Source organism: Solimonas variicoloris DSM 15731 (assembly GCF_000382285.1).
Lineage (GTDB): Bacteria > Pseudomonadota > Gammaproteobacteria > Nevskiales > Nevskiaceae > Solimonas > Solimonas variicoloris.
Window position 1 is genome coordinate 1 of sequence record NZ_KB907942.1, and the last position, 24,693, is coordinate 24,693.

Genomic DNA, 24,693 nt, shown 5'->3' on the forward strand with positions numbered 1-24,693 from the left:
TCTCCGAAACCGACCGAATAGGCCGCCACGATCGAGTCCTTGTGAACGTCCAATCCCACAAAGACGGTGCTATCGTTTGCCATGCTGACCTCCGCTAAAGGAAACCGATCCATGAGCGTAGTGCTTACTCGCTCCTGCGGCTCTGGCGCTTCGCTAACCCGCGTTACGGCCTTTGCGGAGGTCAGCGCCTCTGACTGCGGAAGTCATACTGTCTGGGCCTAAACGAACAGATGAGAAAGCTCATTCCATTTCTCCTGGCTTTCGCGGCGTCGGTCATTAGCGCGGTTTTCTGGGCAACCATCTTTGAGGGTGATCGGTGCGCTGACGCCGGCGGTGCATTCAACCTCACAGGCTGGTCCTGCTCAGTGGCTAGCGGTGAGGCCTACGTTCCTCTCTTTTCGCGGCCCGGCCTTTATGTCTTCTGGGCTTTGTTCGCATTGCTTGTAGCAGTTCCCGGTTGGCTCACCTTTCTTTTCACTCGTAGGACTGTGCTTGGCCCAACCAAAGCTTCAAGCGGACGGGCCATAAAGCCGGCCCGCCGCTTAAGCTGAGCGTTGCCCCCCACAAAAGCATGGTATCTGAGCGCACATTCATACGGTGGTTTCGGCTCTCGCTTGTCTTCGCGTGTGGCTGGCTCTTCGTTGCTGCTCTTTTGCTCGTTCAGTTTTGGCCGTCCATTCCTCAAACCAAAACTCAATGGGCGCTGTTCATCGCTTTTGCTCCACCGTCGTATTTTTTGGTGGAGTTCGTCATGGAAAAAATCCTTCCAGCAGAGCACGGCTCTCACATTGCACCAGAGGGTTTTTCTTTCAAGCGTGTCTTTGTTGCGCTGTCTGTCGTCTTTGCCTTTCTTGCCGTCGTTTTGGGTGTTACATGGCTGCTTGCTCGGCAATAGTCAGGCCCAACAACGCGTACATGGACTCCTCCCGCAAGCCCGCAGGTGAAGTGAAACGCTGATCGCGGCGTGCGAAGGTGGTTGCAGTCGTACATTCGGCTTCGTCGAGGGCCGGCGATGCAGGCAGAGCCTTCCTGGGAATCCGCGCCGGGAAGGCCACACGTTCGCAACGAGCTTTGCCTCGCTCACGCTGGTTATCGGCTTTGTTTCCCGGACGGTCCGACCGTCTACGCCATGATCCCGCCTCCGGCAGTTCTGCCGCTGAACCTGGACGTCGCGGAGCCTCGCCGATCCGTCATGCCATCTCGATAGATCTCACGTCGAGCCCCGTCGACACGCCGGGACCGCGAACGCGTCCATGTCGCTGTGCGAAATCAGCGCGCGCCCTTGTCACCCGGACGCGCAACACTGGAGCGGACCGACGAACGGTGCCGCGCGAACGCATTCGCTGACTATCGTGGCGCCGCATTCCGGCCGGAAGCCCCGCATGCGCCAGCTCGTGTTCGCCTTCGCCCTCCTGTCGCTGGCGCTGGCGACCGCTGCGCCGGCGGCGGCGGGCGCGATCTGCACCGAAGCGCTCGACGTCGCCGCTCCCGTGCTCGCCAATGGCTTCGCCGCCGACCGGCGCAACACGCGGCGCTATGCCTCGGCGATCACCGCGGACAATGTGGCGACACTGCAACTCGCCTGGGTCGACGTCGCCGCTGGCAGCACCGAAAAGCGCGGCACGCCGGCCGTCACCGAGCAGGCGGTGTTCTTCTCGGCCGGGCGGCGGATCGTCGCCGCCGACCGGCGCAGCGGCTGCCGCTATTGGGAGTACGAGATTCCGGCCAAAACCACGCCGCTGGTCGGCAGCAACGCAGTGCGCTCGTCGGCGATCTACTTCGTTGCCCCCGACGGCGACCGGCCGGCGCTGGTCCTGGCCGGCGACTTCTACGGCAACTTCTACGCGCTGAACGCTGCCGACGGCCGCCTGCGCTGGTCGCGCTTCCTCGGCACCGAGCGCGATCACCACATGATCACCGGCGCACCGCAACTCGCCGACGGCAAGCTGCTGGTGCCGGTATCGAGCAAGGAAGTGCTGTCGACGATCGTCGAACTGCTGCGCCCCTGCTGCAGCAGCCACGGTCTGCTGCAGGCGCTCGACCCGTACACGGGCACGACGCTGTGGACCTACCACGCCACCGCCGACGCGAGATACCAGTTCGGCAGCGGCAAGATGGCGCCGAACGGCGTCAGCCTCTGGGGCACGCCGGCCGTCGATCTCGCGCGGCGCCGCGTCTACGTCGGCACCGGCCAGAACCTGACGCCGCCGACGACCGACAACAGCGACGCGGTGCTCGCGCTCGATCTCGACAGCGGCGCGCCGCTGTGGACGTTCCAGGCCACCGCCGGCGACGCCTTCAACGTCGGCTGCGAACTCAACGCGCTGCTCGGTTTCGACTGCGTGCGTCCGGGCGGGCCGGACTTCGATTTCGGCGCGCCGCCGATGCTGGTGCACACGAGCGCCGGCGACGCGGTGATCGCCGGCGCCAAGAACGGCGTCGTCTACTCGCTCGATCCGGACCGCGGCACGCCGAACTGGTCGCGCCGCGTCGGCGCCGGCGGCACGCTCGGCGGCATCCACTGGGGCATGGCCAGCGACGAGGCGCGCGTCTACGTCGCGGTCAGCGACGTCACCACGCGCAAAAGCTCGGGCCTCAGCATCGGGCAGCGGCTGGAAAAGGCGCAGATCACGCCGGTCGAGGGCGCGCGGCCGGGCATCTACGCGCTCGACGCGGCCAGCGGCGCCTTGCTGTGGGAAACGCATCCGACGCATCCGGCCGACGGCGTGCCGACCCCGTCGATCTATTCGGCGGCGCTGAGCCTGAGCAATGACCTGCTGTTCGCCGGCGCACTCGACGGCGAGCTGCTCGCCCTGCGCGCCAGCGACGGCGCCGAGCGCTGGCGCCACGCGAGCGCGGTGCCGGTCACCGGCGTCGACGGCAGCGCCGGCAACGGCGGCACGATCGATTCGGTCGGGGCGATCGCCGCCGGCGACAGCCTGTTGCTGAACTCCGGCTACGACACCTTCGGCAGCCGCAACGCCCACCAGGCCGGCCCCGGCAACGCGCTCTACGTGTGGCGCCTGCCGCCGCCGTAGCCGCGCCTTGCCGCAGCGCGCGCGGCTCGCGGACAATGCGCCGATGCGCACCCCCTGTCTCATCTACCGCTGTGCCAAGCAGGACGAGATGTATCTCTACCTGCGCGCCGATCTCAGCCTCGACGACGTCCCGGAAGCGCTGCGCCAGCGCACCGGCCGGCTGACCGAGGTGATGAAGCTGGAGCTGACGCCGGAGCGCCGGCTCGCGCGCGCCGATGCCGCGACGGTCATCGAACGTCTGCGCGAAACAGGCTACTACCTGCAGATGCCGCCGCAGGCGCAGATCAAGGCGCAGCTCTACTTCGGCGACTGAGCACGGCGTCGCGCCGCGACTTGCGGAGGCCGGCGTTTGCCGGAACACTGCGGACGTCACCGGCCATCGTTCCGCCCGGCCGGTCCGCCAGGAGACTCGCATGCCGCGCGCCCAGATCATCGTCCACCTGCCCTCGCACCGGCGCACCGCGCTGAAGATCGAGGGCGATACCCGCGAAGCTGAAGAAACCTACGACGGCCAGATCGGCGCCTATCTGGAATTCCTGAAGCGCGAGGCGCTGGCCGCCGGCTTCCAGATCGAGACCGACGAGCGCGACTGGGGCCCGGTCTTCACCATCGACGAGCTCGACCACGACGCCAAGAAGGCCGCGCACGACTGGCTGAACACGCAGCCGGACTTCTGGAACTGGCTGCCGTCGGCGTGATCGTCGTCCACCACCTCAACAACTCGCGCTCGCAACGCGTGCTGTGGCTGCTCGAGGAACTCGGGCAGCCGTACGAGGTGCGGCACTATCAGCGCGATCCGAAGACCCTGCTGGCGCCGCCGGCGTTGCGCGCCGTGCATCCGCTCGGCAAGTCGCCGGTCATCACCGACGGTCAGGTCACGCTGGCCGAGACCGGTGCGATCATCGAATACCTGCTCTCGCGCTACGGCAACGGCCGTCTGCAGCCGGCAGCCGGTTCGCCGGAATGGCTGCGCTACCTGTACTGGATGCACTACGCCGAAGGCTCGCTGATGCCGCTGCTGGTGATGCGCCTGGTGTTCGGGCGCATCGCACCCCGCACACCGGCGCTGCTGCGGCCGGTGGCGCGCCTCATCGTGCGCGGCGTCGAGCAGGCTTTCATCGCACCGAATCTCGACACGCATCTGGCCTACGTCGACCGCGAGCTCGGCCGCGACGGCTGGTTCGCCGGCAAAAAGTTCAGCGCCGCCGACATCCAGATGAGCTTTCCGTGCGAGGCCGCCGCCACGCGCGGCGGCTTGCGCGACCACCGCCCGCACATCGCCGACTTCCTCGAACGCATCCATGCGCGGCCCGCCTATCTGCGCGCGCTGGATCGTGGCGGGCCGTACACGCTGCTCGATTGAGGCAGCGGCCCGCCGGTACGGCCCGACCATGCGCGACGCCGTCGCGCACGGTCGGCCGCGGCGCGGCTTCAGCCCTTCATGCAGAAGAAGTTCAGCTTGTTGCCGTCGAGGTCGCGGAAATAGCCGGCGTAGAAGCCGCCGCCGCGATCGCCCGGCGCGCCTTCGTCGCGGCCGCCGAGTTCGAGCGCCTTGCGATGCAGGCGGTCGACCGTCGCCGGCGAATCGGCGGCCAGGCCGATCATCGTGCCGTTGCCGACCGTCGCCGCCTGGCCGTCGTACGGCTTGGTGACGCCGAAACCGGGCGCCTCCCTGCTGGTTCCCCAGGCCACGAAACGCTCGGTCTGCATCGTCCGCCGTGCGCCGAGTTCGGCGAACAAGGCGTCGTAGAACGCCGCCGCGCGGTCGAGATCGTTGGTGCCGAACAGGGTGTAGCCGATCATGGAAGCTCCTCTGGTGGTCTTTAATCGTGTGATGCCGCCGCAGCGGCGGGCGCCATCGTAGCAGGGCGCCCGCCGCGCGCCGCTCAAGCCGCCTTCGGCTGTCCGCAGGCGAGATTGGCCGGCACGGCTATGTCCATCAGCTTCGGGCTGGCGAGCTTGAGCCCGCGCATCAGCGCGACGTAGTCGGCCTCGCCGCGGCCGGCGATGCGCGGGTTGTAGCGCTTCTCCTCACCGATCGACGACACCGTCCAGCCCTTGTAGTCGTGCGCCGGATAGACCAGCGTCTCGTCGGGCAGACGGAACAGGCGGTTGACGATCGAATCCCAGGAGCGCTGCGGATCGCCGTTCTGGAAATCGGTGCGGCCGGTGCCGCGGATCAGCAGCACGTCGCCGGTGAACACGGCGCGCGGCCGGCCGGGGTCGAGCACGAAGCTGAACGAATCGTCGGTGTGGCCGGGGGTGTAAAGCGCCTGCAGACGCAGGCCGTCGACTTCCAGCAGCTCGCCGTCGCAGACGCGCTGCGACACGCATTCGGCGCGCGTCTGCGCACCCATGACGGTGACGCAGCCGCTGGCGTCGCGCAGATCGCCGAGGCCGGTGATGTGGTCGGCATGCGTGTGCGTGTCGATCGCGCGCACCAGGTGCAGGTCGAGCTGCTCGACCGCCTGCAGATACTGCGGCACCTGCTCCTTGACCGGATCGACGATCAGCGCCTCGCGTCCCGGAGCGGACGCCAGCAGATAGGTGTAGGTCGAGGAAAGCGGATCGAAGAACTGGCGGAAGAGCATGCACGGCACTCGCGGGAACCGGCGCGACGGCCGGCAGGGGCACCGATCATCGCAGCCGCATCCGCCGCCGCACGATAGGCGATCCGCCGACGTCGGCGTCGGCGGATCGCCATCGGCGCGGGTGCGCCGCTCACCTGCGGTCGATCGCGCGGGTTTGCGCGCAGCCGGTCCTCAGAAATTGAACTGCAGGTTCAGCGACGCCGCGTCGATCCGCGTCTCGACGTGATCGCCGTCGAGATCGTAGCGCTCGTATTCGGCGCGCAGGTCGACCGCCTCGCCGAGCGGCACACGCAGGCCAAGACCCCAGAAGAAATCGGTGCCGTCGTCGCTCGCACGCAGCGTGTCGCTCAGGCCACCGCGCACGTGCGCGTCGGTGTTCCAGAACAGCGCGCCGGCCTTGGCATACGGCTGCACGTAGCGCAGCGGCAGGTCGGCGACCAGCGCCGCTGTCCAGCCGTCGGCCTCGGCGCGCGCCGTATTGCTCTCGGCGTCGCCGAAATCGACGTACTGGCCCTCGATCGACAGCACCGGATTTAAGCGGAAGCCGGCGAGCGCCTTCCACGACACGCGCTCGTCGTCGAAGTCCTCGTCGTCACTCGGAAAGTCCGCGGTACTGTAGAACTCGTTCCTGGCACGCGTGTAGATCGCGCCGCCCCCGGCGAAAAAGCCAGGCTCCTTCTGCGCGTAGTCCTGAGCGGCGGCGGGCAGCGCGACGGCGGCGCCGCCGAGGGCGAGCAGCGGCCAGATCAGCTTGGACGACTTCATGGGCAGATTCCTCCTTGAACCGGAATGACGAAACGCGCTCCGCACGCGAAGCGCCGGATCACCTTGGCCCGCCGGCTCTGAATCGACCCTGAACTCGCCGCGTCGCCGCGCTTGTCGCACAGATGCATGACAGGCGCAGAAGCCATGCATGCAGCATGCGATGTGCCTGTGATCGACTGCGCGGCGCGGCGCGCGCGCTCCCCTGTGCGACCGCCATCGGGGCTGGCACACTGTGGCGATGCCGCACTCCTCCACCCACGCGCGCGACGCCGACGCCGACGAACGACGCTTCGCGCAGCGCGTCTACCGGCTGCGCGTGCTCGGCCTCGGCCTCGGCGCCTGCGCGGTCGCCACCGCCTTTCACGAGATCGGCGCCGGACTGCTGAGCTGGGCCGGCATGCTCGCGCACGGATTGATCTGGCCGCATCTGGCGGCCTGGCGCTCGCGCCACGCCGCCCAGCCGCAGCAGGCCGAGTTCCAGAATCTGCTCGTCGACTCGGCGCTCGGCGGCGTGTGGATCGCGACCATGCATTTCATGCTGCTGCCGAGCGTGCTGCTGGCGACGATGCTGTCGATGGACAAGCTCGCGGTCGGCGGCTGGCGCTTCCTCGCGCGCACCGCCGCGGCGCAGTTCACCTGCGCCGCGATCGCCGGCGTGCTGCTCGGCTTCCCGTTCGAGCCGCAGACGCCGCTGATGGTCGTGGTCGGCTGCCTGCCGCTGCTGATGGCCTATCCGCTCGCCGTCAGCTCCGCGACCTACGGCCTGGTGCACAAGGTGCGCCGCCAGAACCGGCAGCTCGCCGAGCAGAGCCGCCACGACGCGCAGACCGGCCTGCTGAACCGCTCGCACTGGGAGGACGCCGTCGAGGCCGAGCTCGAGCGCATGCACCGCCATGGCGGCACGGCGTCGCTGCTGATGATCGACATCGACCTGTTCAAGAACATCAACGACCGCTACGGTTCGGCCGCCGGCGATCAGGTCGTGCGCGGCGTCGCCACGATCGTGCGCGACAGCATCCGCAGCGTCGACGTCGCCGGCCGCTACGGCGGCGACGAGTTCGCGGTGATCCTGGTCGGCACGCCGCTCGCGGGCGCGCTGCAGGTCGCCGAGCGCATCCGCCACCGCGTCATCGAAACCAGCTTCGACGCGACGCTCAAGGCCAGCTGCACGGTCAGCATCGGCGTCGCCGAGGTTGACGGCGCGACTCACAACACGCGCGCCTGGGTGCGCCACGCCGACGCCGCGCTGTACCAGGCCAAGACACACGGCCGCAATTGCGCGAGCGCGATCGCCGCGCCGATCGCCGCCTGAGGCGGCCCGTCCGTTCGCACGAGGCGGCCGTCGCCGCCGCTGCGCAGGATGCGCCCGCGCATGTGCGCGCCCCGCTACGGATCCGCCGATGTCGCGTTCCTGGTCACCGTCCGACATTCCGCCGCTCGCCGGCCGCATCGCCGTCGTCACCGGCGCCAATCGCGGCATCGGCCGCGAGCTCGCGACCGCACTGGCGCGCGGCGGCGCGACGGTCATCGCCGGCTGCCGCGATCTCGCGCGCATGGAAGCCACGATCGCCGCGATCCGCCGCACCGTGCCGCAGGCGCGGCTGCTGGCGCTGCCGCTCGATCTCGCCGATCTCGCCTCGGTGCGCGCGTTCGCCGCACGCGTGCTCGCCGAGCATCCGCAGCTCGATCTGCTGTGCCACAACGCGGCGGCAATCATGGTGCCGCAGGGCCGCACGCGCGACGGCTTCGAAACCCATCTCGGCACCAATCAGCTCGCGCCGTTCGCGCTGACCGGCCTGCTGCTCGACGCGCTCGGCCGGGCGCCGGCGGCGCGCGTCGTCAGCACCGGCAGTCTCGCCCACCGCCTGACGCCGGGCCTCGATCTCGACGACCCGTATTTCGAGCGGCGGCCGTACCGCGAGATGGACGCCTACGGCGCCAGCAAGCTCGCCGCGCTGGTCTGCACGTTCGAACTCGAGCGGCGCCTGCGCCGCGCCGGATCGCCGGTGATCGCGCTCGCCGCGCATCCGGGCTACACGGCGACCAATCCGGACTTCGGTTCGTTCTTCATGCGCCTGTCGACACGCCTGTTCGCGCAGCCGCCGGCGGCCGGCGTCCTGCCGGCGCTGTACGCGGCGACCGCCGCCGACGTGCGCGGCGGCGACTATTTCGGCCCGTCCGGCTTCAAGGAACTGCGCGGCGCGCCGGGCCGCGTCGCAGCGCGCGCCGAGGCTCACGACGCCGCGCTCGGCGCGCGTCTCTGGCAGTGGTCCGAACAGGCCACCGGCGTGCGCTACCTGGACGTCTGAGCCGCACCTTGCGCGGACCCGCGGCGCACAGGCTATAGTGCGCGCCACGGCGCCCTTCGGCGCCGTTGCCGTTTTGGAGGTCTGTCATGCATCTGTCACTTCGCGCCGGCCTCGCCGCCGCGCTCTGCATGCTGTCCTGCGCCGTCGCGGCCAGCGAGCCGCGCAGCCCGCGCGAGGACGTCGCCGACACCGAGCGCGCGTTCGCGCGCACGATGGCCGACCGCGACTTCGCCGCGTTCGGCAGCTTCCTCGCCGACGACGCCATCTTCTTCGGCAATGGCTGCGAGCCGCTGCGCGGCAAGGCTGCAGTGCTGGCCGGCTGGAAAGCCTACTTCGACGAAGCGGTCGCGCCGTTCTCGTGGCAGCCGACGCAGGTCGAGGTGCTCGCGTCCGGCACGCTCGCCATGAGCCGCGGACCCGTGCATGATCCCGACGGCAAGCGCATCGGCGGCTTCAGCTCGGTCTGGCGCCGCGAAGCTGCCGGCGTCTGGAAGATCGTCTTCGACCAGAGTCTGGCGCTGGCACGTTGCCCCGAATCCTGACCACCACGGAGAACGCCATGAACGACTCGAAGAGCCATAGCCTGCTGCTCGGCTACGTCCTGTGGATCTTCGGTTTCATGGGCGCGCACCGCTTCTACTACGGCCGCCAGATCAGCGGCACGATCTGGTTCTTCACGCTCGGCCTGTTCTTCGTCGGCTGGATCGTCGACCTGTTCCTGATTCCCGGCATGGATCGCGACGCCGACATCCGCTACCGCAGCGGACCGAAGGACTACTCGGTCGCCTGGCTGCTGCTGACTTTCCTCGGCGTGTTCGGCATCCACCGCTTCTATCTCGGGAAATGGGTCACCGGTCTGATCTACCTGTGCACCGTCGGCCTGTTCGGCATCGGCATCCTCTACGACTACTGGACGCTCAACGGCCAGGTCGACGAGATCAACGCGCACGGCGGCTGAGCGCGCGTCCGGTTCGCGCATTCGCGGCGGGGAAATCCCCCAGGCGCGCGCCGAAGGCCTCATCACCGCGGCGAGCCATGACACAATCGGCGCCATTGCAGCCGCCTGCCGGCCGCGTTCCGACTGCATCCGATTGGGAGTGAAAATAATGAGCGCACCCGCGCCGGCCGTTCCGCAGCTCACGCTGCGCGCGGTCATCCTGTCCATGATCCTGGCGATGATCCTCGCCGCCGCCAACGCCTATCTCGGCCTGTTCGCCGGCCTGACGATCGCGACGGCGATCCCGGCGGCGGTAGTGTCGATGGCGGTGCTGCGCGTGCTCGGCGGCGGCTCGATCCTCGAAAACAACATCGTGCAGACCGGCGCCTCGGCCGGCTCGTCGATCGCCGCCGGCGTGATCTTCACGATCCCGGCGCTGATCATTCTCGGCTACTGGCAGGACTTCAAATATTCGTGGGTGCTGGCGATCGCCGGCCTCGGCGGCCTGCTCGGCGTGCTGTTCTCGGTGCCGCTGCGCCGTTCGATGATCGTCGAGGAACCGCTCGCCTTCCCCGAAGGCAAGGCCGCCGCCGAAGTGCTGAAGGCCGGCGAGAATCCGGGCCCCGGCATCCGGATCCTCGCGCTCGCCGGCGCGATCGGCGCGCTGGTCAAGCTCGCCGCCGCCTCCGGCCTGCGCGCGATCCCGGACGCCGCGATCGGCGCCACGTTCTTCGGCCGCTACTTCGCGTTCATGGGCACCAATCTGTCGCCGGCGCTGCTCGGCGTCGGCTACATCGTCGGCCTCAATGTCGGCATCGTCGTGGTGTCCGGCTCGATCCTGTCCTGGCAGTTCGCGATCCCGATCTATCACGCCTTCTTCCTCGACAGCGACCCGGCGCTCGCCGCGCGCATCGCCGGCGCCGACGCGGAAACGGTCGGCTACGCGATCTGGTCGGCGAAGATCCGCTACCTCGGCGTCGGCACGATGCTGATCGGCGGCATCTGGACGCTGTTCTCGCTGCGCAAGTCGCTGGTCTCCGGCATCCGCTCCGGCCTCGCCGCCGCGCGCAAGGGCAGCGGCGCCGTCATCGCCGAAACCGAGCGCGACCTGCCGATGAAATGGATGCTGGTCGCGCTGGTGCTGTTCGTGCTGCCGCTGGCCTTCCTCTACCAGCAGATCGTCGGCCAGTGGTCGGTCGCGATCCCGATGACGATCATCATGATCGTCGCCGGCTTCCTGTTCGTGTCGGTGTCCGGCTACCTCGCCGGTCTCGTCGGCTCGTCGAACAATCCGGTCTCCGGCATCACCATCGCCACCATCCTGTTCGCCTCGCTGGTCCTGCTGCTGCTGCTCGGCCGCGGCTCGCCGATCGGCGCCGTCGCCGCGATCATGATCGGTGCCGTGGTCTGCTGCGCGGCCGCGGTCGGCGGCGACAATCTGCAGGACCTCAAGGCCGGCTACATGGTCGGCGCGACGCCGTGGAAGCAGCAGCTGATGCTGGCGATCGGCGCGTTCTCGTGCGCGCTGGTGATGGCGCCGGTGCTGAACCTGCTGGCCGCCGCCTACGGCATCGGCGCGCCGACGCCGGAACACCCGAATCCGCTCGCCGCCCCGCAGGCGACGCTGATGGCCTCGGTCGCCAAGGGCCTGTTCGGCGGCCAGCTGCCGTGGACGATGATCGCGATCGGCGCCGTGATCGGCGCGCTGGTCATCGCCCTCGACGAATTCCTCAAGGCGCGCGGCACGCACTTCCGCGTGCCGGTGCTCGGCGCCGCGATCGGCATCTACCTGCCGCTCGAACTGATGGTGCCGATCTTCCTCGGCGGCCTGCTCGCGCATCTGGTCGAGCGCAAGCACGGCGTGCGCATCGACGATCACGACGCCAGGGATCGCATCCACCGGCCGGGCACGCTGTTCTCGGCGGGCCTGATCACCGGCGAGGCGCTGACCGGCATCCTGATCGCGATCCCGATCGTCGTCTCCGGCCGCGCCGACGTGCTGGCCCTGCCGGCCGGCCTGCAGTTCGGCCAGGCGGTCGGCCTCGTCGTGCTCGCCGCCGTCGCCTGGCTGCTGTACCGCACCGCCGCCAGGACCAGGCTCTGATGCCGCGCCCCGCGCCGCCGCGTTCAGCGGCGGTGCGGGCACGCCCGGCACACTGCGCGCGATGAACCTCCGCGCCCTCCTCGCCGCCGCCCTGCTCGGCGCCGCTCTCGCCCCGTCGGCACAGGCCGACGCCACGCTCGATTACGTCGACGCCGGCAACGACGCGCCGCAGGGCCGCCTGTTCGTCGGCGGCGGCAAGCTGCGCATCGACATCGCCTACGCGCCGGGCCATCACTACGTGGTCGTCGACCCGTCGGCGCGCACGCTGACCCAGATCAACCCGCAGACGCGGACCCTGGCGACGGCCACCGCCGAACAGGCGCAGCAGCTGATCGCCGGAATCGACGGCGCCGCCGATCCGGCGGCGCAGCCGCTGCTGCAGCTGGCGCTCGGCGGTCTCGATGCCGAGCAGCGCGCGCAGGCCGAAGCCCTGCTGCGCCAGTCGCGGCGCGAGGCTGCAATCCCGTACGCGAAGACCGGCGCGCGCGAACGCGTCGCCGGCATTGCCTGCGACGTCTACACGCAGAAACTCGACAGCGGCGAGCCGCGCAGCTTGTGCCTCGCGCACTACGCGGACCTCGGCCTCGACACCGCCGACGCGCGCACGCTGCAGGCGGCGATCGAGCTGCTGCGCCAGACCGGCGGACCGTGGCTGCCGCTCGCCAGACTGCCGGGCCTGCCGCTGCGCTACGCCGGCAGCTTCGGCGATCCGGCCTATGCCGGCGCCGGCCGTCTGCGCGCGATCTCGCGCCAGCCGCTGTCCGCCGCCGTGTTCGCCGACCCGCCCGCTTACCGCATCATTTCGCTGTTCGAGATGCTGGCGCTGCTCGGCGCGCGCTAGCCAGGCGCGCTCAGGCCGGCGGCGACGCGCCTGCCGCCGGCGCCGCGGCCGCAGCGCCGCCCGCCGCAACGCCGGTCCACGCGCGAATTTCCGCTTCGTGCGCGCGCACCAGCCGCCGCCCCTCGTTGATCGCCTCGTCGGCGCGATGAAAGTCCATCAGCGCGAAGTCCTCGAGCCGCGGCTGCAGCGTCACCTCCGGCGGATCGCCGGCCATGCGCGAGCGCGTCAGGCGGTCCTGCATGATGTTGACGCTGGAGGCGACCGCGTCGAAGAAGCTCGGCGTGTCGCCGCTGCTGCTCTGCAGATAGGTGACGACCTTGTGCCAGAAGCTGCGGTTCTTCTCGTCGCGCCGCTCTTCCTCGCCGGCCTCGCGCTGCGCTTCGAGCCGGCTCGCCGCCGACATGTGGCTGCCGATCAGCTGCGTGTTGAGATTGACGGCGATGACGACGTCGGCGCCGAGCGCGCGACAGGCCGAGACCGGCACCGGATTGACGAGGCCGCCGTCGAGCATCCAGCGCTCGTTGTGCTTGACCGGCGTGAACAGGCCGGGAATCGCACAGGACGCCCGTGCCGCCGCCCACACCGGGCCGCGCGTGATCCAGATTTCGCGGCCGCTCTTCATCTCGGTGGCGACCGACACGAAGCGCTGCGCGAGATCCTCGATGTTCGGATTGGCGTGCTGCTCGTTGAAAAAGCCGAACAGGCGCTCGCCCTTGACGAAGCCGCCGGAGAACGTGAAATCCATCAGGCCGACGACGTCGCGCACGCTGAGCTTGCGCACCCAGTCGGCGAATTCGCGCAGCTGGCCGGCCACGTAGACACCGCCGACCAGCGCGCCGACCGAGGTGCCGGCGACGACCTGCGGACGAATGCCCATTTCCTCGAGTTCGAGAATGATGCCGATGTGCGACCAGCCGCGCGCCGAGCCGCTGCCGAGGGCCAGACCGACGACCGGGACCTGATGTTCGGATTTCATGCGCGGATACCGGCGAAGACACTGAGCCTATTGAAACAGAAAGCCGCGCTCACGAGGCTTGCGCGCCGAACAGGTCGGGCTGCAGCTTCGGATCGTCGGCCTCGTGGAAGTTGGCGAGACCGACACCGACCAGCCGGTACAGCGTGTCGGGCGCCACGGTCGGATCCTCGGCGATGCGCTCGCGCAGCAGCAGCGCGCAGGCCAGCAGATCCTGCGCCGACGCCGGCGGCTGCGGCGGCGTCAGGCTGCGCGTGAGGATGCGGAACTCGCGCGTCTTCAGCTTCAGCACCACGGTGCGCGCCACGCGCTCGGTCTTGCGCGCCGCCGTCCACGCCTTGTCGGCGAGCCGCGCGACGTGCGTGTCGAGCGCCGCCAGCGGCAGATCCTCGGCGAAGGTGTCCTCGGCCGACACCGATTGCGTCGGCCGGTCCGGCTGCACCGGCTGATCGTCGATGCCGCGCGCCAGCTCGGCGAGGCGGCGGCCGTAGCGGCCGAAGCGCGCTTCGAGCTGCGCGGCCGGCAGCGCGCGCAGTTCGGCGACGCTGCGCACGCCGAGCGCGGCAAGACGTTCGTCCATCACTTTGCCGACACCGGGCAGGCGCGCCACAGGCAGCGGCGCGAGGAAATCGAGCACTTCGCGCGGACGGACCACGAACAGGCCATCGGGCTTTTTCCAGTCGGACGCTATCTTGGCGAGAAACTTGTTCGGCGCGACGCCCGCCGACGCGGTCAGCGCCAGGCGTTCGCGGATCTCGGCGCGGATGCGCTGCGCGACTTCGGTCGCCGACGCCAGCTGCTGCTTGTTGTCGGTGACGTCGAGATAGGCCTCGTCGAGCGACAGCGGCTCGACCCGATCGGTATGCGCGAGCATGATCTCGCGCACCTGCCGCGAGACGTTGCGGTAGCGCGTGAAGTCCGGCGCCACGAACACCGCCTGTGGGCACAGGCGCTCGGCGCGCACCGCCGGCATCGCCGAGCGCACGCCGTAGGCGCGTGCCTCGTACGAAGCGGCGCAGACCACCGAGCGCGCGCCGCGCCAGGCGACGACGACCGGCCGTCCGCGCAGCGCCGGATCGTCGCGCTGTTCCACGGACGCGTAGAAAGCGTCCATGTCGACGTGAATGATCTTGCGGGCACGAACCTCGGACATGCGCGCGTATGATGCCCGCATCGTTGCGATTCAGGAACGAGACATCGCGCCGGCATCAGGGTATGCAGCGCACAGGCCAGCAGGAAATCGACGGATGCGGCGACACCGGACGGACGTGAAGCGGACAGCGACGGCAGGCCCATGGCGCGTACTCGCGTTCGGCCTGCTCGCCTGCGCGCTCGGCGCCTGCGCCGGCCCGCGGCCGCGGCCGACGCCCGCACCCGCATCAGCACCCGCGCCGGCGCCGGCGCCCACGGACACCACGGCCGGTCCGCCGGCGCCCACGGTGTACGAAGCCGACGTGCGCGGCGAGGTGCCGGCCAGCGGCGTCGTACCCAAGGCCGAGCGCGCCGCCGACGACACCGCGCTCGACCCGACGCATCTCTGCGATCAGCGCCCGCCGCAGCTGGAACAGGCGATCGACACGGCGCGGCGCCGCGTCGAGGAAATGGTGTGCAGCGCCTCGACCTGGTTCGACGGCCTGTTCGGCGACCGCTACTACCTGCACGAGTCGCGGCGCGTCTACGGCAGCATCGAGCTGGCGGAGAACTACTCGCAGTTCTACGGCAACAAGGTGCGCCTGCGCTTCGATGCGCGCGTCGACCTGCCGAACCTCGACAAGCGCCTGTCGGCCTTCATCGGCCGTGACGACGAGGAAGCCTTCATCAGCGACCGCTTCGACAATACCGCGCTGCGCAACAACTTCCCGCAGGTCCGCGACCACGACCGCATCTTCGCCGGGCTCGGCTACGCCCTGCCGAGCAACCGCCTGCTGCAGACCAGCTTCCGCGTCGGTGTGCGCGGGCTCGCCAGTCCGGAAGCCTTCGTGCAGGGCCGCGTGCGCTACCTGCCGTATTCCGACGACCGCAACCTGCTGCAGTTGCGCGCGACGCCGTTCTGGACGACCAGCGATCATCTCGGCATCACGCTCGGCGTCGACTACAGCCACGTCCTCGCCGAGAACTACCTGGCGCGCTGGAGCAACGTCGGCACGTTCTCGCAGTCGATCCATGGCTTCGGCTGGCGCACGACCTGGACGCTGTACCAGGCGCTGCGCTCGATCAAGAGCGGCCTGGCCTACGAGCTGTTCGTGCGCGGCGAGACCGGCGACGACGTGCCGCTGCACGAGTACGGCGTGCAGACCACGCTGCGCCACCCGCTGCTGAACGAACGCCTGTACCTCGAATGGGTGCTCGGCTACAGCTTTCCGCGCGAGGACGTCGACGACGACCGCCGCGGCTCGGTGCTGCTCGGCGCCGGCGTGCAGATGCCGTTCGGACAGCGTCGCTAGGATCTTCGAGCGGCGGTGCCCCGCGCGACGCGGGGCGGTCCGCGGGATGCTCACGCACCCCGCGGACGCTCCGCTGTCAGGACATTTTCAGGAAGTACGGCGACGGCCGAAGATCAGCGAGCCGACGGCCAGTACCAGGAAGACGAGGAACAGGATCTTGCCGATCGACGCGGCGCCGGCGGCGATGCCGGAGAAGCCGAGGAACGCGGCGATCAGCGCGATCACGAAGAACAGCAGGGCGTAATGCAACATGGCGCTCGGCCCTGCCGTTCAATGCCGGCGCGGCGGCTCGTCGGCCGCATCGAGGAAGCGGTCGATCTGGCGCTCCGCCTCGTCGCGGGTCAGGCCGTAGCGCTCCTGCACCAGCCCCGACAGCCGCTCGGCGCTGCCTTCGATGCGCATCAGTTCGTCGTCGGTGAGCTGGCCCCAGGTCTCCTTGGCACGGCCCTTGAGCTGCTTCCACTGCCCTTTGAGCGTATCGCGGTTCATGCTGCCTCCTTTCGCCGGATGGCGATGTGATGGCGAATGTGACGGCGTGTGTGTCCGCCGCGATCTACCTTCGGCGCACGGCACTGAACTCGTCCTGAACTCCGGCGTCGACATCCGTCGACAAATGTTCATAATGCGGTTCGCTCGCCTGCGACGACATCGCCCCCGCATTGATCATGTCCTCGACGATCCGCTCCCGCGCCACGCTCTCTTTCCTGCTCGCCGCCGCCTGCGCCGCGCTCGCCGCCTGCGCCTCGGCGCCGCCCGCGTCGGTCGCGCCGTGCGCCGGCGAATGCAGCTCGCACGACGACGGTTATCAGTGGGCGATGCGCGGCACGCTCGACGACGCGCGGGTCTGCGACGAGCAGAAGGCGACGCCGGAGTTCATCCGCGGCTGCAAGGACGCCGTCAACGACTTCAGCCAGATGCGGCCGGCATCGACCGGCCTCTGAGCCGGCATCCGCGCCGGCGACGGCGCACGCGCCTTCAGTTCACCGCCGCCGGCGGCAGCGCGCGCAGGAACATCCACAGCGCGCGCAGCTCGGTCTCATCCATCTTCGCGAAGGCCGGCCACGGCATCACCTCGGGCCGCAGCGCGCGGCCTTCCGGCGTACGCCCCTCGCGCATCACGGTCAGGAAGTCCGCTTCACTCCAGTCGCGCAGCCGGCCGGCCGGCGTCAGGTTGGCCGATGCAGGCGTGCCCGGCGGACCGTTGACGATGCCGCCGGCGAAGTGGCCGCCGTGACAGGTCAAGCAGGTCGACGCGACATAGCGGCCGTAGTCGACGCTCGCAGCCGCCGCCGGCACCGCCGCGCGCGGCGCGGCATGATCGATCGTCTCCGCCGACAGCCACGGCGCGCCGGCATAGGCCAGCAGCACGCGCGCGGGCAGATGCAATTGCGAGCCGCCGAGCACGCGATCGACCGGAGACAGCTGGCGCAGGTAGGCGATCAGCGCCGCGACGTCCTCGTCGCCGAACGGGTAGTAGTCCGCCGTCGGCATCAGCAGCAGCGAGCGGCCGTCGCGACGCAGGCCGTGGCGGATCGCGCGCGCCAGTTCGGCGTCGCTGTAGGCGCTCAGCACGCCGCCCTGCCCGGCCGTCAGGTTCGACGCGACGATGCGCGCCGTCGGATCGTCGACGAGAACCCGGCCACCGAGATCGGCGCCATGGCAGTCGTTGCAGCCGCGCGTGGCGGCCAGATGCGCGCCGCGCGACGCGCGCGAATCGTCGGCGCCGATCGCGAGCGGCATCGCCGCCACATCCCAGCTGCGCGTCAGCCGCGCGTCGACCTGGAACCCGGCGTACGCCAGCGCCACGCCGAGCAGCGCGAGCACGACGAGCAGTACCGCGCCGGCACGGCGCAGGATTTTCTTCCACATGTTGAATCACCCCGGAAAAACGAAGGCGCGGATTATTCGCAGCCGCGCGGCGCCGGAACGTGAAATCGATCATGCGGCGCCGGCGGCGAGCGCGGCGACGAGCGCTGCTTCGCAGTTTCAGGCGAAGGCGACGACGCTCTGCCGGCTGTAGGCGATCGCGCGGCGGTCCGGGCTCCAGAGGGTCGCGGTCTGGCTCAGGTAACCGCTGTGCGCCGCGCTGACTTCGGCGTCGATCAGCCACCAGCCGTCGGCGCTGCGCTCGTATTCCGGATGCAGGAATTCGAGCATCCAGGTCAGCGAGCTGGCGGCCGCCGGCTTCTTCAGCATCGACAGGGCCGGGCTCGGGATCGTGTCGGCGAGCGCGATCAGCTGCAGCTCGCCGATCTCGGCCGCGTCCTTGAGGCGCACGTAAATCTGCGTGCGCGGCTCGCGCGCGCCGGAGAACGGAAAGCCGCCCTGCGCCCAGCGAAAGCCGACGTTCTGCGTGAACGCCGGCGTCACGCCCTCGATGTACGGCAGCTCGCGCGCCGCGTCGGCGGCGAGCGGCACGGCCGGCATCGCCGGCGCCAGCGCCAGCGCCGATTCGCGCGGCAGGCCGAAGATGCCGAGCGTGCGGCAGGCCAGCTGCTCGCCGTCGTAGAGATCGGCCTCGACATGCGTCGCCGACTTGCCGCTGCGCAGCACGCGCGCGGCGACGCGCAGCTCGCCGGCCGGCGCCGGCGCGATGAAGGTCGCCTGCAGGGTGCGCAACGGCGCCGCGGCCGGCAGCAGGGCCCGCATCGCACGCACGGCGAGCGCCGCCTGCAGGCCGCCGAACACGGTGCGGCCCTGCAGCCAGTTGTCCGGAACGGGCGCGCGCCAGTCGCCGCCCTCACCGCGCATCGCGGCGATGACTTCAGAAAACCGCATCGGAATCTCCAGGAGCCTGAAAAGGGATGCCGCGATTGTGAAGCAAGCGCGCGCCCGACAAAAAGGCCGCCCGAGGGCGGCCTTTTCGAGATCCGGGAAAGCCCGATTACGGCGACTTCGGCAGCGTCAGTCCGCGCCGTTCGAGCAGCGGCGCGATGTCCGGGGCACGACCGCGGAAGTTGCGGAACAGCGTCATCGCCTCCTCGCTGCCGCCGCGCGACAGCAGCGCGGCGCGGAAGCGGTCGCCGTTGGCGCGCACCAGGCCGCCGTTCTCCTCGAACCATTTCACGGTGTCGGCGTCGAGCACTTCGCTCCAGATGTACGCGTAGTAGCCGGCGTCGTAGCCGCCCGAGAACACGTGCGCGAAATAGGTGCTGCGATAGCGCGGCGGCACCTGCGGCAGGTCGACGCCGGCATCGTGCAGCGCCGCCGCCTCGAAGGCATTGACGTCGGCGACCTCGGCGCGCTCCGGCGGCAGCTGGTACCAGCGCTGGTCGAGCAGCGCCGCCGCGAGGTATTCGGTGGTCGCGAAGCCCTGGTTGAACTTCTGCGTCGCCAGCACCTTGTCGACCAGCGCCTTGGGCATCGCCGCGCCGGTCTTGTAGTGACGCGCGTAGTGCTTCAGCACTTCGGCGTCGGTCGCCCACATTTCGTTGACCTGCGACGGGTATTCGACGAAGTCGCGCGGCACGCTGGTGCCGGCGAACATCGGGTACTTCACGTTCGAGAACAGGCCGTGCAGCGCGTGTCCGAACTCGTGGAACATGGTGGTGACCTCGTCGAAGGTCATCAGCACCGGCTGGCCGGCCGAAGGCTTCGGGATGTTGAGGTTGTTGACGACGACCGGCTTGCTGCCGAACAGCGCCGACTGCGAGACGAACTCGTTCATCCACGCGCCGCCGCGCTTGGCGTCGCGCTTGAACGGATCGAGCAGGAACAGGCCGAGCGGCGAGCCGTCCTCGTTGAAGACCTCGAACACGCGCACGTCCGGGTGGTAGACCGGCAGATCCTTGCGCTCCTTGAAGTCGAGGCCGTACAGGCGGTGCGCGGCATAGAACACGCCGTTCTGCAGCACGCTGTCCATTTCCAGATACGGCTTCATCTGCGCTTCGTCGAAGTCGTAGCGGGCCTTGCGCACCTTCTCGGCGTAATAGGCCCAGTCCCAGGCGGCGAGCGCGAAGCCGCCGTGCTGCCGGTCGATCAGCTTTTGCATGTCGGCGATCTCGCGCCGGGCATTGGCGACCGCCGCCGGCGCCAGGCGCCCGAGCATGCCGTTGACCGCCTCGGTGGTGCGCGCGGTCTCGTCGGCGAGCACGTAGGCGGCGTGGTTCGGGTAGCCGAGCAGCGCGGCGCGACGGGCGCGCAGCGCGACGATCTGCGCGATCACCGCCTTGTTGTCGTAGTCGTTGCCGTTGTTGCCGCGGCTGATCGAGGCCTTGAAGATGCGCTCGCGCAGCGCGCGGCTGGTGAGGCTGGTCAGCGGCGGCTGGCCGGTGGTGTTCATCAGCGTGATGACGAACTTGCCGTCGAGGCCGCGCGCCTTGGCGGCTTCGGCCGCGGCGGCGATCTCCTCGTCGCTGAGGCCGTCGAGCTCGGCGCGCGTGTCGACCACCACCGCCGAAGCGTTGGTGTCCTTCAGCAGATTCTGCTCGAACTGGGTGTCGAGCTTCGACAGCGCCTCGTTGATCTTGCGCAGCTCGTCCTTCTGCACCTCGCTCAGCTGCGCGCCGGCGCGCACGAAGTCGGTGTGGTAGCGCTCGAGCAGGCGCAGCGATTCGGCATCGAGGCCGAGCAGCCGGCGCGTGTTGTACAGCGCCTGGATGCGCGCGTAGAGGCGCGGGTTGAGGAAGATCGCGTCGCGGTGCGCGGCGAGCTGCGGCGCGAACTCGGCCTGCAGCTTTTCCAGCGTGTCGTTGGTGTTCGACGAGGTCAGATTGAAGAACACCGTCGACACCCGCGCCAGCAGGCGGCCGCTCTTCTCGAGCGCGACGATGGTGTTGTCGAAGCCCGGCGCTTCCGGGCTGTTGGCGATGGCGTCGATCTCGCGGCGCTGCTCGGCCATGCCGGCAGCGAAGGCCGGCGCGAAGTCGGCGTCGTGGATGCGATCGAAGGGGGGCAGCTCGTAGGGCAGCGTGCTAGGCTGGGCAAACGGATTGTCGGCAGTCATGGTGTCGGTGGTCGCGGCGTAGGCGCCGGACGCGAACAGCAGGCCGGCGGCGAGCGCCAGTGTAGCGGGGGTTTTCATGTCATCTCCCGAAGCGGCAGGGGGCCTGCGCGGCCCCCGGGGTGCGGATCAGCGGGCGATCGTTTCACAGCGACGCACGCCGGAACAAGCCGGATTCTTCACCAGAACGGCGCCGTCACGGCGCTTTCATGACGCTGTCGCGACAGCATCATCGCGCGGCCCTAGATTGCGCGCGCCGTGAATCCCGCCGCCCCCCGCCTGCGTCCGTCCCGCCGCCAGCTCGTTCTCTTGCTGCTGATCGCGGCCCTCTACGTCGCCGCCGTCGAATGGCTGTGCGGCTGGCGCCGCCTGTCCGAAGCCTGGTCGACGCTGCCGTGGCGACTCGTGCTCGCCTTCGTCGCGGCGATGCTGGCGAGCTACGCGCTGCGCGCCTGGCGTCTGTATCTCGGCGCGCGCGACGTGCTGCCGGCCGGCAGCTACGGCACGACGCTGCGCCTGCTGTGGCTGCACAACGCCGCCAACCTGCTGCTGCCGGCGCGGCTCGGCGAGTTCACGCTGCCGTGGATGCTCGGCCGGCGCTTCAAGGTCGCCTGGGCACACGGCGGCGGCCTGCTGGTCTGGCTGCGCGTGCTCGATCTGCACTGCGTCGCCGCGCTGGCGCTGGCGGCGCTGGCGCTGCGCCTGCGCCACCTGCTCGGCCCGGCCTGGCTGGCGATGGCCGTCGCCGTCGCCGCGCTGCCGCTGGCGTTCTATCTGCTGCGCGCGCCGCTGGCCGCGCGCCTGGCCGCGCGGCCGCGCTGGCGCGACGCGCTGCGCGCGGTGCCGCAGGGCGTGCCGGCGCTGCTGCGCGATCTGGCGCTGACCTGGCTGGCCTGGCTGCTCAAGCTCGCGGTGTTCGCCGCCGTGCTGCACGCGCTCGCCGGCGTGCCGGCCGCGGTCGCGCTGCTCGGCGCGATCGGCGGCGACGCCAGCACGCTGCTGCCGCTGCACGCGCCGGCCGGCGCCGGCACCTTCGAGGCCGGCGTGCTGGTCGGCCTCGGCGACGGCCTGTCCGGCGACGCGCTGCGCGCCGCGATCACCCTGCACCTGCTGCTGCTCGGCAGCGCGCTCGGCGGCGCGCTGCTGGCGCTGCCCGAACTTCCCGTCCTGATGCAAGGCCATGATGCCGCTGCCCACTGAAACCATTGCCACTGCTCCCAGCACGACGGCCACCGGCCGCGCGCCGAGCCTGTCGGTCGTCGTGCCGGTCTACAACGAAGAGGACAACGTGCTGCCGCTGGTCGCGCGTATCCACGAAGGCCTCGCCGACTATCGCGGCCGCTGGGAGCTGCTGCTCGTCGACGACGGCAGCAGCGACCGCAGCGCCGCGCGCATGGGCGAGGCGATCGCCGCCTACGGCGCGCACGTCAAGCGCATCCGCCTGGCGCGCAACAGCGGCCAGACGGCGGCGATGCAGGCCGGCATCGACCACGCCCGCGGCGAGCTGATCGCCACGCTCGACGGCGACCTGCAGAACGATCCGGCCGATATCCCGCGCATGGTCGACGAGCTGGTCGCCGGCGATCTCGACCTGCTCTGCGGCCTGCGCCTCGACCGCAAGGACGCCTGGCTGTCGCGCAAGCTGCCGTCGCGCATCGCCAACCGCTTGATCGCGCGCGTCACCGGCGTGCGCCTGCACGACTACGGCTGCAGCCTCAAGCTGATGCGCCGCGACGTCATCCGCCAGGTGCGCCTGTACGGCGAGATGCACCGCCTGATCCCGGTCTGGGTGGCGACGGTGACGGCGCCTTCGCGCATCGCCGAAACGCCGGTGCGCCATCACCCGCGCCTGCACGGTCGCTCGAAGTACGGCCTGTCGCGCACCTTCCGCGTGCTGCTCGACCTGCTGACCGCGTTCTTCTTCCTGCGCTTCCAGGCGCGCCCCGGACACTTCTTCGGCGCGATCGGCCTGGTGGTCGGCGCGCTCGGCTCGGTCGCGATGCTGCATCTGGCCTTCGTCAAGTTCGTGCTCGGCGAGTCGATCGGCGGCCGTCCGCTGCTGCTGATCGCGATCCTGATGATGATGTTCGCGGCACAGTTCATCACCACCGGCATCGTCGCCGAGATCATGACGCGCGTGCTGCACACGCCGCTCGCCGAACGCCACGCCAGCGCCGACCGCGCCTCCGACGCCTGGAGAGAACCGCATGCCTGAGCGCGCCTGGCTGGTCGTCTTCGCCGCGCTCGGCTTCCTGCTCGGCGCTTGGCAGGTGCCGCTGTTCGATCTCGACGAAGGCGCCTTCAGCGAAGCGACGCTGGAGATGATCGACAGCGGCAACTACGTCAGCACCACGCTCAACGGCGAGCCGCGCTACGACAAGCCGATGCTGAGCTACTGGCTGCAGGCCGCCTCGGTGCACCTGCTCGGCCGCACCGAGCTGGCCTTCCGCCTGCCGTCGATCCTGTGCGCGACGCTGTGGATGTGGCTGATCTACGGCTTCGCCCGCGAGCGCGAACGTGAACGCGGCGAGGCGCTGGTCGCCGCCGGCGCCGTCGCCTTCGGCCTGATGAGCAGCCTGATCGGCCACGCCGCGACCGCCGATGCGCTGCTCAACCTGCTGATCGCGTCCGCCGGCCTCGACATCTTCCGCTGGTACGAACGCCAGCGCCGCGCGACGCTGCTGCGCGTGTACCTGGCGATCGGCCTCGGCCTGCTCGCCAAGGGCCCGGTCGCGCTGGCGATTCCCGGCGCCGCCTCGCTGCTGTTCTTCGTCTGGCAGGGCCGCTTCGGCCTGTGGCTGCGCGCGGTGCTCGATCCGCGCGGCTGGCTGCTGATGATCGCCATCGTCGCGCCGTGGGTGCTGGCCTCGATCCATCACGACGGCGGCGCTTTCCTGCGCCACTTCCTGCTCGACCACAATGTCGGCCGCTACACCGAGACGATGCAGAACCACGGCGGCCACTGGTGGTTCTATCTGGCGACGCTGCCGCTGATCGTGCTGCCGTTCACCGGCGTGCTGCGCGCCGCGTTCGCCGGCGCCTGGCGCGAGAGCGAGCCGTTCGACCGCTACGCGCTGGTCTGGTTCGCGCTCGTGCTGCTGCTGTTCTCGGCCTCGGCGACGCAGCTGCCGCACTACCTGCTGTACGGCTGCACGCCGCTGTTCGTGCTGTTCGGCCGCCATCACGCGCGCGTGCGCTGGCGCCGCGTCGCGCTGCTGCCGCCGCTGCTGCTGGCCATCGTGCTGTGCCTGCTGCCGTGGCTGCTGCCGGCGCTGGCGGCCCAGGCGCATCGCGCCTACGAACGCGGCGTGCTCGAACTGGCGGTCGGCCAGTTCGGCGCAACCTACCGCGTCTGGGCGCTCGCCGCGCTGCTGGCGATGCTCGTCGCCTTGATCGTCGCGCCGCGCCGCTGGCCGGCGGCGCTGCTGCTGGCCGGCGGCGTGCAGGCGGCGCTGCTCTGGGGCGTGGCGCTGCCGGCCTTCGCCGAGGCCTACCAGCGGCCGACGCAGCTCGCCGCCTACAAGGCCCGCGCGCTCGGCCTGCCGACGGTGATGTACCGAACGTACCTGCCGACCTTCAGCGTCTATCGTGGAGCCCCGACGCCGCAGCGCGCGCCACAACCGGGCGAGCTGGCCTTCATCCGCGCCGACCGCCTGCCTACGCTCCAGAAAGAGTTTCCGCAAGCCGAACTGTCAATGGAATTTCAAATGGGCGGCGTACTCTTGATACGACGCCGTTCCTGAGTCCTC

General features: G+C 69.9%; 27 protein-coding genes. 17 read left to right on the plus strand and 10 right to left on the minus strand.

Annotated elements, in window-relative coordinates; genetic code table 11:
• The first annotated feature begins 571 nt into the window (after nucleotides 1-571).
• The 5 genes from H149_RS23655 to H149_RS0115800 all read left to right on the plus strand — a co-directional run bounded on the left by H149_RS23655 (nucleotide 572) and on the right by H149_RS0115800 (nucleotide 4,401).
• Nucleotides 572-895 carry a hypothetical protein gene (locus H149_RS23655; RefSeq protein ID WP_169518364.1) on the plus strand — a complete coding sequence of 108 codons (324 nt, stop codon included), beginning with the start codon at nucleotides 572-574 and terminating at the stop codon, nucleotides 893-895.
• Nucleotides 896-1,382: 487 nt separating this feature from the next.
• Nucleotides 1,383-3,038: an outer membrane protein assembly factor BamB family protein gene (locus H149_RS0115785; protein ID WP_020650738.1), complete on the plus strand. Its 1,656-nt coding sequence runs from the start codon at nucleotides 1,383-1,385 to the stop codon at nucleotides 3,036-3,038.
• 43 nt (nucleotides 3,039-3,081) lie between these two features.
• Nucleotides 3,082-3,351 carry a YcgL domain-containing protein gene (locus H149_RS0115790; protein ID WP_039749214.1) on the plus strand — a complete coding sequence of 90 codons (270 nt, stop codon included), beginning with the start codon at nucleotides 3,082-3,084 and terminating at the stop codon, nucleotides 3,349-3,351.
• Between the two features lie 100 nt (nucleotides 3,352-3,451).
• Complete coding sequence (locus H149_RS0115795) at nucleotides 3,452-3,736, plus strand: hypothetical protein (protein ID WP_020650740.1); 285 nt, start codon at nucleotides 3,452-3,454, stop codon at nucleotides 3,734-3,736.
• A complete protein-coding gene (locus H149_RS0115800) occupies nucleotides 3,733-4,401 on the plus strand; it encodes a glutathione S-transferase (RefSeq protein ID WP_020650741.1) in 669 nt (222 codons plus the stop codon). Before H149_RS0115795 ends, H149_RS0115800 begins: the two co-directional genes overlap by 4 nt.
• A 68-nt stretch (nucleotides 4,402-4,469) precedes the next feature.
• Here H149_RS0115800 and H149_RS0115805 read toward each other — a convergent pair whose 3' ends face one another.
• The 3 genes from H149_RS0115805 to H149_RS22340 form a co-directional block, all read right to left on the minus strand.
• Nucleotides 4,470-4,841, minus strand: coding sequence for a VOC family protein (locus H149_RS0115805; RefSeq protein WP_020650742.1), 372 nt, complete (start codon nucleotides 4,839-4,841; stop codon nucleotides 4,470-4,472).
• Nucleotides 4,842-4,924: 83 nt separating this feature from the next.
• Nucleotides 4,925-5,629, minus strand: a complete 705-nt coding sequence (locus H149_RS0115810; RefSeq protein ID WP_020650743.1) for an MBL fold metallo-hydrolase — start codon at nucleotides 5,627-5,629, stop codon at nucleotides 4,925-4,927.
• Between the two features lie 171 nt (nucleotides 5,630-5,800).
• Nucleotides 5,801-6,394, minus strand: coding sequence for a porin family protein (locus H149_RS22340; RefSeq protein ID WP_020650744.1), 594 nt, complete (start codon nucleotides 6,392-6,394; stop codon nucleotides 5,801-5,803).
• Nucleotides 6,395-6,632: 238 nt separating this feature from the next.
• Here H149_RS22340 and H149_RS0115820 point away from each other — a divergent pair, with 238 nt between their 5' ends.
• The 6 genes from H149_RS0115820 to H149_RS21330 all read left to right on the plus strand — a co-directional run bounded on the left by H149_RS0115820 (nucleotide 6,633) and on the right by H149_RS21330 (nucleotide 12,585).
• A complete protein-coding gene (locus tag H149_RS0115820) occupies nucleotides 6,633-7,706 on the plus strand; it encodes a diguanylate cyclase (RefSeq protein ID WP_020650745.1) in 1,074 nt (357 codons plus the stop codon).
• A gap of 88 nt (nucleotides 7,707-7,794) precedes the next feature.
• The gene (locus tag H149_RS0115825) at nucleotides 7,795-8,703 is read left to right on the plus strand and encodes an oxidoreductase (RefSeq protein ID WP_020650746.1); all 909 of its coding nucleotides are present in this window, start codon (nucleotides 7,795-7,797) and stop codon (nucleotides 8,701-8,703) included.
• 86 nt (nucleotides 8,704-8,789) lie between these two features.
• Entirely contained in the window at nucleotides 8,790-9,245 is a 456-nt protein-coding gene (locus H149_RS0115830) for a YybH family protein (protein ID WP_020650747.1), read from the plus strand.
• A gap of 17 nt (nucleotides 9,246-9,262) precedes the next feature.
• Nucleotides 9,263-9,661, plus strand: a complete 399-nt coding sequence (locus H149_RS0115835; protein WP_020650748.1) for an NINE protein — start codon at nucleotides 9,263-9,265, stop codon at nucleotides 9,659-9,661.
• A gap of 148 nt (nucleotides 9,662-9,809) precedes the next feature.
• A complete protein-coding gene (locus H149_RS0115840) occupies nucleotides 9,810-11,744 on the plus strand; it encodes an OPT family oligopeptide transporter (RefSeq protein ID WP_020650749.1) in 1,935 nt (644 codons plus the stop codon).
• A 61-nt stretch (nucleotides 11,745-11,805) separates the two neighbouring features.
• Entirely contained in the window at nucleotides 11,806-12,585 is a 780-nt protein-coding gene (locus H149_RS21330) for a hypothetical protein (protein WP_020650750.1), read from the plus strand.
• A 10-nt stretch (nucleotides 12,586-12,595) separates the two neighbouring features.
• Here the strand turns inward: H149_RS21330 and rssA are convergent, their stop codons facing one another.
• Nucleotides 12,596-13,561: a patatin-like phospholipase RssA gene (rssA, locus tag H149_RS0115850; RefSeq protein WP_020650751.1), complete on the minus strand. Its 966-nt coding sequence runs from the start codon at nucleotides 13,559-13,561 to the stop codon at nucleotides 12,596-12,598.
• A 49-nt stretch (nucleotides 13,562-13,610) separates the two neighbouring features.
• Nucleotides 13,611-14,711 carry a DNA polymerase IV gene (dinB, locus tag H149_RS0115855; RefSeq protein WP_020650752.1) on the minus strand — a complete coding sequence of 367 codons (1,101 nt, stop codon included), beginning with the start codon at nucleotides 14,709-14,711 and terminating at the stop codon, nucleotides 13,611-13,613.
• A 286-nt stretch (nucleotides 14,712-14,997) separates the two neighbouring features.
• On the opposite strand from dinB, the gene H149_RS22345 reads away from it, so the two are divergent.
• On the plus strand, nucleotides 14,998-16,002 hold the full coding sequence (locus tag H149_RS22345; RefSeq protein ID WP_020650753.1) for a hypothetical protein: 1,005 nt from the start codon (nucleotides 14,998-15,000) through the stop codon (nucleotides 16,000-16,002).
• Nucleotides 16,003-16,089: 87 nt separating this feature from the next.
• Here the strand turns inward: H149_RS22345 and H149_RS22865 are convergent, their stop codons facing one another.
• Nucleotides 16,090-16,254 (minus strand): DUF1328 domain-containing protein, encoded by a 165-nt coding sequence (locus H149_RS22865; protein ID WP_020650754.1) that lies wholly within the window; start codon nucleotides 16,252-16,254, stop codon nucleotides 16,090-16,092.
• A gap of 18 nt (nucleotides 16,255-16,272) precedes the next feature.
• Entirely contained in the window at nucleotides 16,273-16,491 is a 219-nt protein-coding gene (locus H149_RS0115870) for a CsbD family protein (protein WP_020650755.1), read from the minus strand.
• Between the two features lie 176 nt (nucleotides 16,492-16,667).
• Between H149_RS0115870 and H149_RS0115875 the strand changes: the two genes are divergently transcribed.
• On the plus strand, nucleotides 16,668-16,943 hold the full coding sequence (locus tag H149_RS0115875; RefSeq protein WP_154654862.1) for a hypothetical protein: 276 nt from the start codon (nucleotides 16,668-16,670) through the stop codon (nucleotides 16,941-16,943).
• A gap of 34 nt (nucleotides 16,944-16,977) precedes the next feature.
• Here H149_RS0115875 and H149_RS0115880 read toward each other — a convergent pair whose 3' ends face one another.
• Complete coding sequence (locus H149_RS0115880) at nucleotides 16,978-17,871, minus strand: c-type cytochrome (RefSeq protein ID WP_020650757.1); 894 nt, start codon at nucleotides 17,869-17,871, stop codon at nucleotides 16,978-16,980.
• Here H149_RS0115880 and H149_RS23365 point away from each other — a divergent pair.
• Entirely contained in the window at nucleotides 17,870-18,022 is a 153-nt protein-coding gene (locus H149_RS23365) for a hypothetical protein (protein ID WP_154654863.1), read from the plus strand. The two genes, H149_RS0115880 and H149_RS23365, sit on opposite strands and share 2 nt — an antisense overlap.
• Here the strand turns inward: H149_RS23365 and H149_RS0115885 are convergent.
• Together H149_RS0115885 and H149_RS0115890 are read right to left on the minus strand one after the other, a co-directional pair.
• Nucleotides 17,989-18,780 carry an acyl-CoA thioesterase gene (locus H149_RS0115885; protein WP_020650758.1) on the minus strand — a complete coding sequence of 264 codons (792 nt, stop codon included), beginning with the start codon at nucleotides 18,778-18,780 and terminating at the stop codon, nucleotides 17,989-17,991. The two genes, H149_RS23365 and H149_RS0115885, sit on opposite strands and share 34 nt — an antisense overlap.
• 106 nt (nucleotides 18,781-18,886) lie before the next feature.
• Complete coding sequence (locus H149_RS0115890) at nucleotides 18,887-21,025, minus strand: M3 family metallopeptidase (RefSeq protein ID WP_020650759.1); 2,139 nt, start codon at nucleotides 21,023-21,025, stop codon at nucleotides 18,887-18,889.
• Nucleotides 21,026-21,202: 177 nt separating this feature from the next.
• Between H149_RS0115890 and H149_RS21340 the strand changes: the two genes are divergently transcribed.
• Genes H149_RS21340 through H149_RS0115905 form a run of 3 tightly spaced genes read left to right on the plus strand, consistent with a single transcriptional unit; the run spans nucleotide 21,203 to nucleotide 24,687 of the window.
• Complete coding sequence (locus H149_RS21340) at nucleotides 21,203-22,144, plus strand: lysylphosphatidylglycerol synthase domain-containing protein (RefSeq protein ID WP_169518365.1); 942 nt, start codon at nucleotides 21,203-21,205, stop codon at nucleotides 22,142-22,144.
• Entirely contained in the window at nucleotides 22,125-23,159 is a 1,035-nt protein-coding gene (locus H149_RS0115900; RefSeq protein ID WP_020650761.1) for a glycosyltransferase family 2 protein, read from the plus strand. Before H149_RS21340 ends, H149_RS0115900 begins: the two co-directional genes overlap by 20 nt.
• Nucleotides 23,152-24,687 (plus strand): ArnT family glycosyltransferase, encoded by a 1,536-nt coding sequence (locus H149_RS0115905; protein ID WP_020650762.1) that lies wholly within the window; start codon nucleotides 23,152-23,154, stop codon nucleotides 24,685-24,687. Before H149_RS0115900 ends, H149_RS0115905 begins: the two co-directional genes overlap by 8 nt.
• Nucleotides 24,688-24,693: the final 6 nt, after the last annotated feature.

Coding starts and splice junctions, on each gene's coding strand:
- H149_RS23655 (WP_169518364.1), top strand. CDS start 572: ATGGTATCTGAGCGCACATTCATACGGTGGTTTCGGCTCTCGCTTGTC.
- H149_RS0115785 (WP_020650738.1), top strand. CDS start 1,383: ATGCGCCAGCTCGTGTTCGCCTTCGCCCTCCTGTCGCTGGCGCTGGCG.
- H149_RS0115790 (WP_039749214.1), top strand. CDS start 3,082: ATGCGCACCCCCTGTCTCATCTACCGCTGTGCCAAGCAGGACGAGATG.
- H149_RS0115795 (WP_020650740.1), top strand. CDS start 3,452: ATGCCGCGCGCCCAGATCATCGTCCACCTGCCCTCGCACCGGCGCACC.
- H149_RS0115805 (WP_020650742.1), bottom strand. CDS start 4,841: ATGATCGGCTACACCCTGTTCGGCACCAACGATCTCGACCGCGCGGCG.
- H149_RS0115810 (WP_020650743.1), bottom strand. CDS start 5,629: ATGCTCTTCCGCCAGTTCTTCGATCCGCTTTCCTCGACCTACACCTAT.
- H149_RS22340 (WP_020650744.1), bottom strand. CDS start 6,394: ATGAAGTCGTCCAAGCTGATCTGGCCGCTGCTCGCCCTCGGCGGCGCC.
- H149_RS0115820 (WP_020650745.1), top strand. CDS start 6,633: ATGCCGCACTCCTCCACCCACGCGCGCGACGCCGACGCCGACGAACGA.
- H149_RS0115825 (WP_020650746.1), top strand. CDS start 7,795: ATGTCGCGTTCCTGGTCACCGTCCGACATTCCGCCGCTCGCCGGCCGC.
- H149_RS0115830 (WP_020650747.1), top strand. CDS start 8,790: ATGCATCTGTCACTTCGCGCCGGCCTCGCCGCCGCGCTCTGCATGCTG.
- H149_RS0115835 (WP_020650748.1), top strand. CDS start 9,263: ATGAACGACTCGAAGAGCCATAGCCTGCTGCTCGGCTACGTCCTGTGG.
- H149_RS0115840 (WP_020650749.1), top strand. CDS start 9,810: ATGAGCGCACCCGCGCCGGCCGTTCCGCAGCTCACGCTGCGCGCGGTC.
- H149_RS21330 (WP_020650750.1), top strand. CDS start 11,806: ATGAACCTCCGCGCCCTCCTCGCCGCCGCCCTGCTCGGCGCCGCTCTC.
- rssA (WP_020650751.1), bottom strand. CDS start 13,561: ATGAAATCCGAACATCAGGTCCCGGTCGTCGGTCTGGCCCTCGGCAGC.
- dinB (WP_020650752.1), bottom strand. CDS start 14,711: ATGTCCGAGGTTCGTGCCCGCAAGATCATTCACGTCGACATGGACGCT.
- H149_RS22865 (WP_020650754.1), bottom strand. CDS start 16,254: ATGTTGCATTACGCCCTGCTGTTCTTCGTGATCGCGCTGATCGCCGCG.
- H149_RS0115870 (WP_020650755.1), bottom strand. CDS start 16,491: ATGAACCGCGATACGCTCAAAGGGCAGTGGAAGCAGCTCAAGGGCCGT.
- H149_RS0115875 (WP_154654862.1), top strand. CDS start 16,668: ATGTCCTCGACGATCCGCTCCCGCGCCACGCTCTCTTTCCTGCTCGCC.
- H149_RS23365 (WP_154654863.1), top strand. CDS start 17,870: ATGTTGAATCACCCCGGAAAAACGAAGGCGCGGATTATTCGCAGCCGC.
- H149_RS0115880 (WP_020650757.1), bottom strand. CDS start 17,871: ATGTGGAAGAAAATCCTGCGCCGTGCCGGCGCGGTACTGCTCGTCGTG.
- H149_RS0115885 (WP_020650758.1), bottom strand. CDS start 18,780: ATGCGGTTTTCTGAAGTCATCGCCGCGATGCGCGGTGAGGGCGGCGAC.
- H149_RS0115890 (WP_020650759.1), bottom strand. CDS start 21,025: ATGAAAACCCCCGCTACACTGGCGCTCGCCGCCGGCCTGCTGTTCGCG.
- H149_RS0115900 (WP_020650761.1), top strand. CDS start 22,125: ATGATGCCGCTGCCCACTGAAACCATTGCCACTGCTCCCAGCACGACG.
- H149_RS0115905 (WP_020650762.1), top strand. CDS start 23,152: ATGCCTGAGCGCGCCTGGCTGGTCGTCTTCGCCGCGCTCGGCTTCCTG.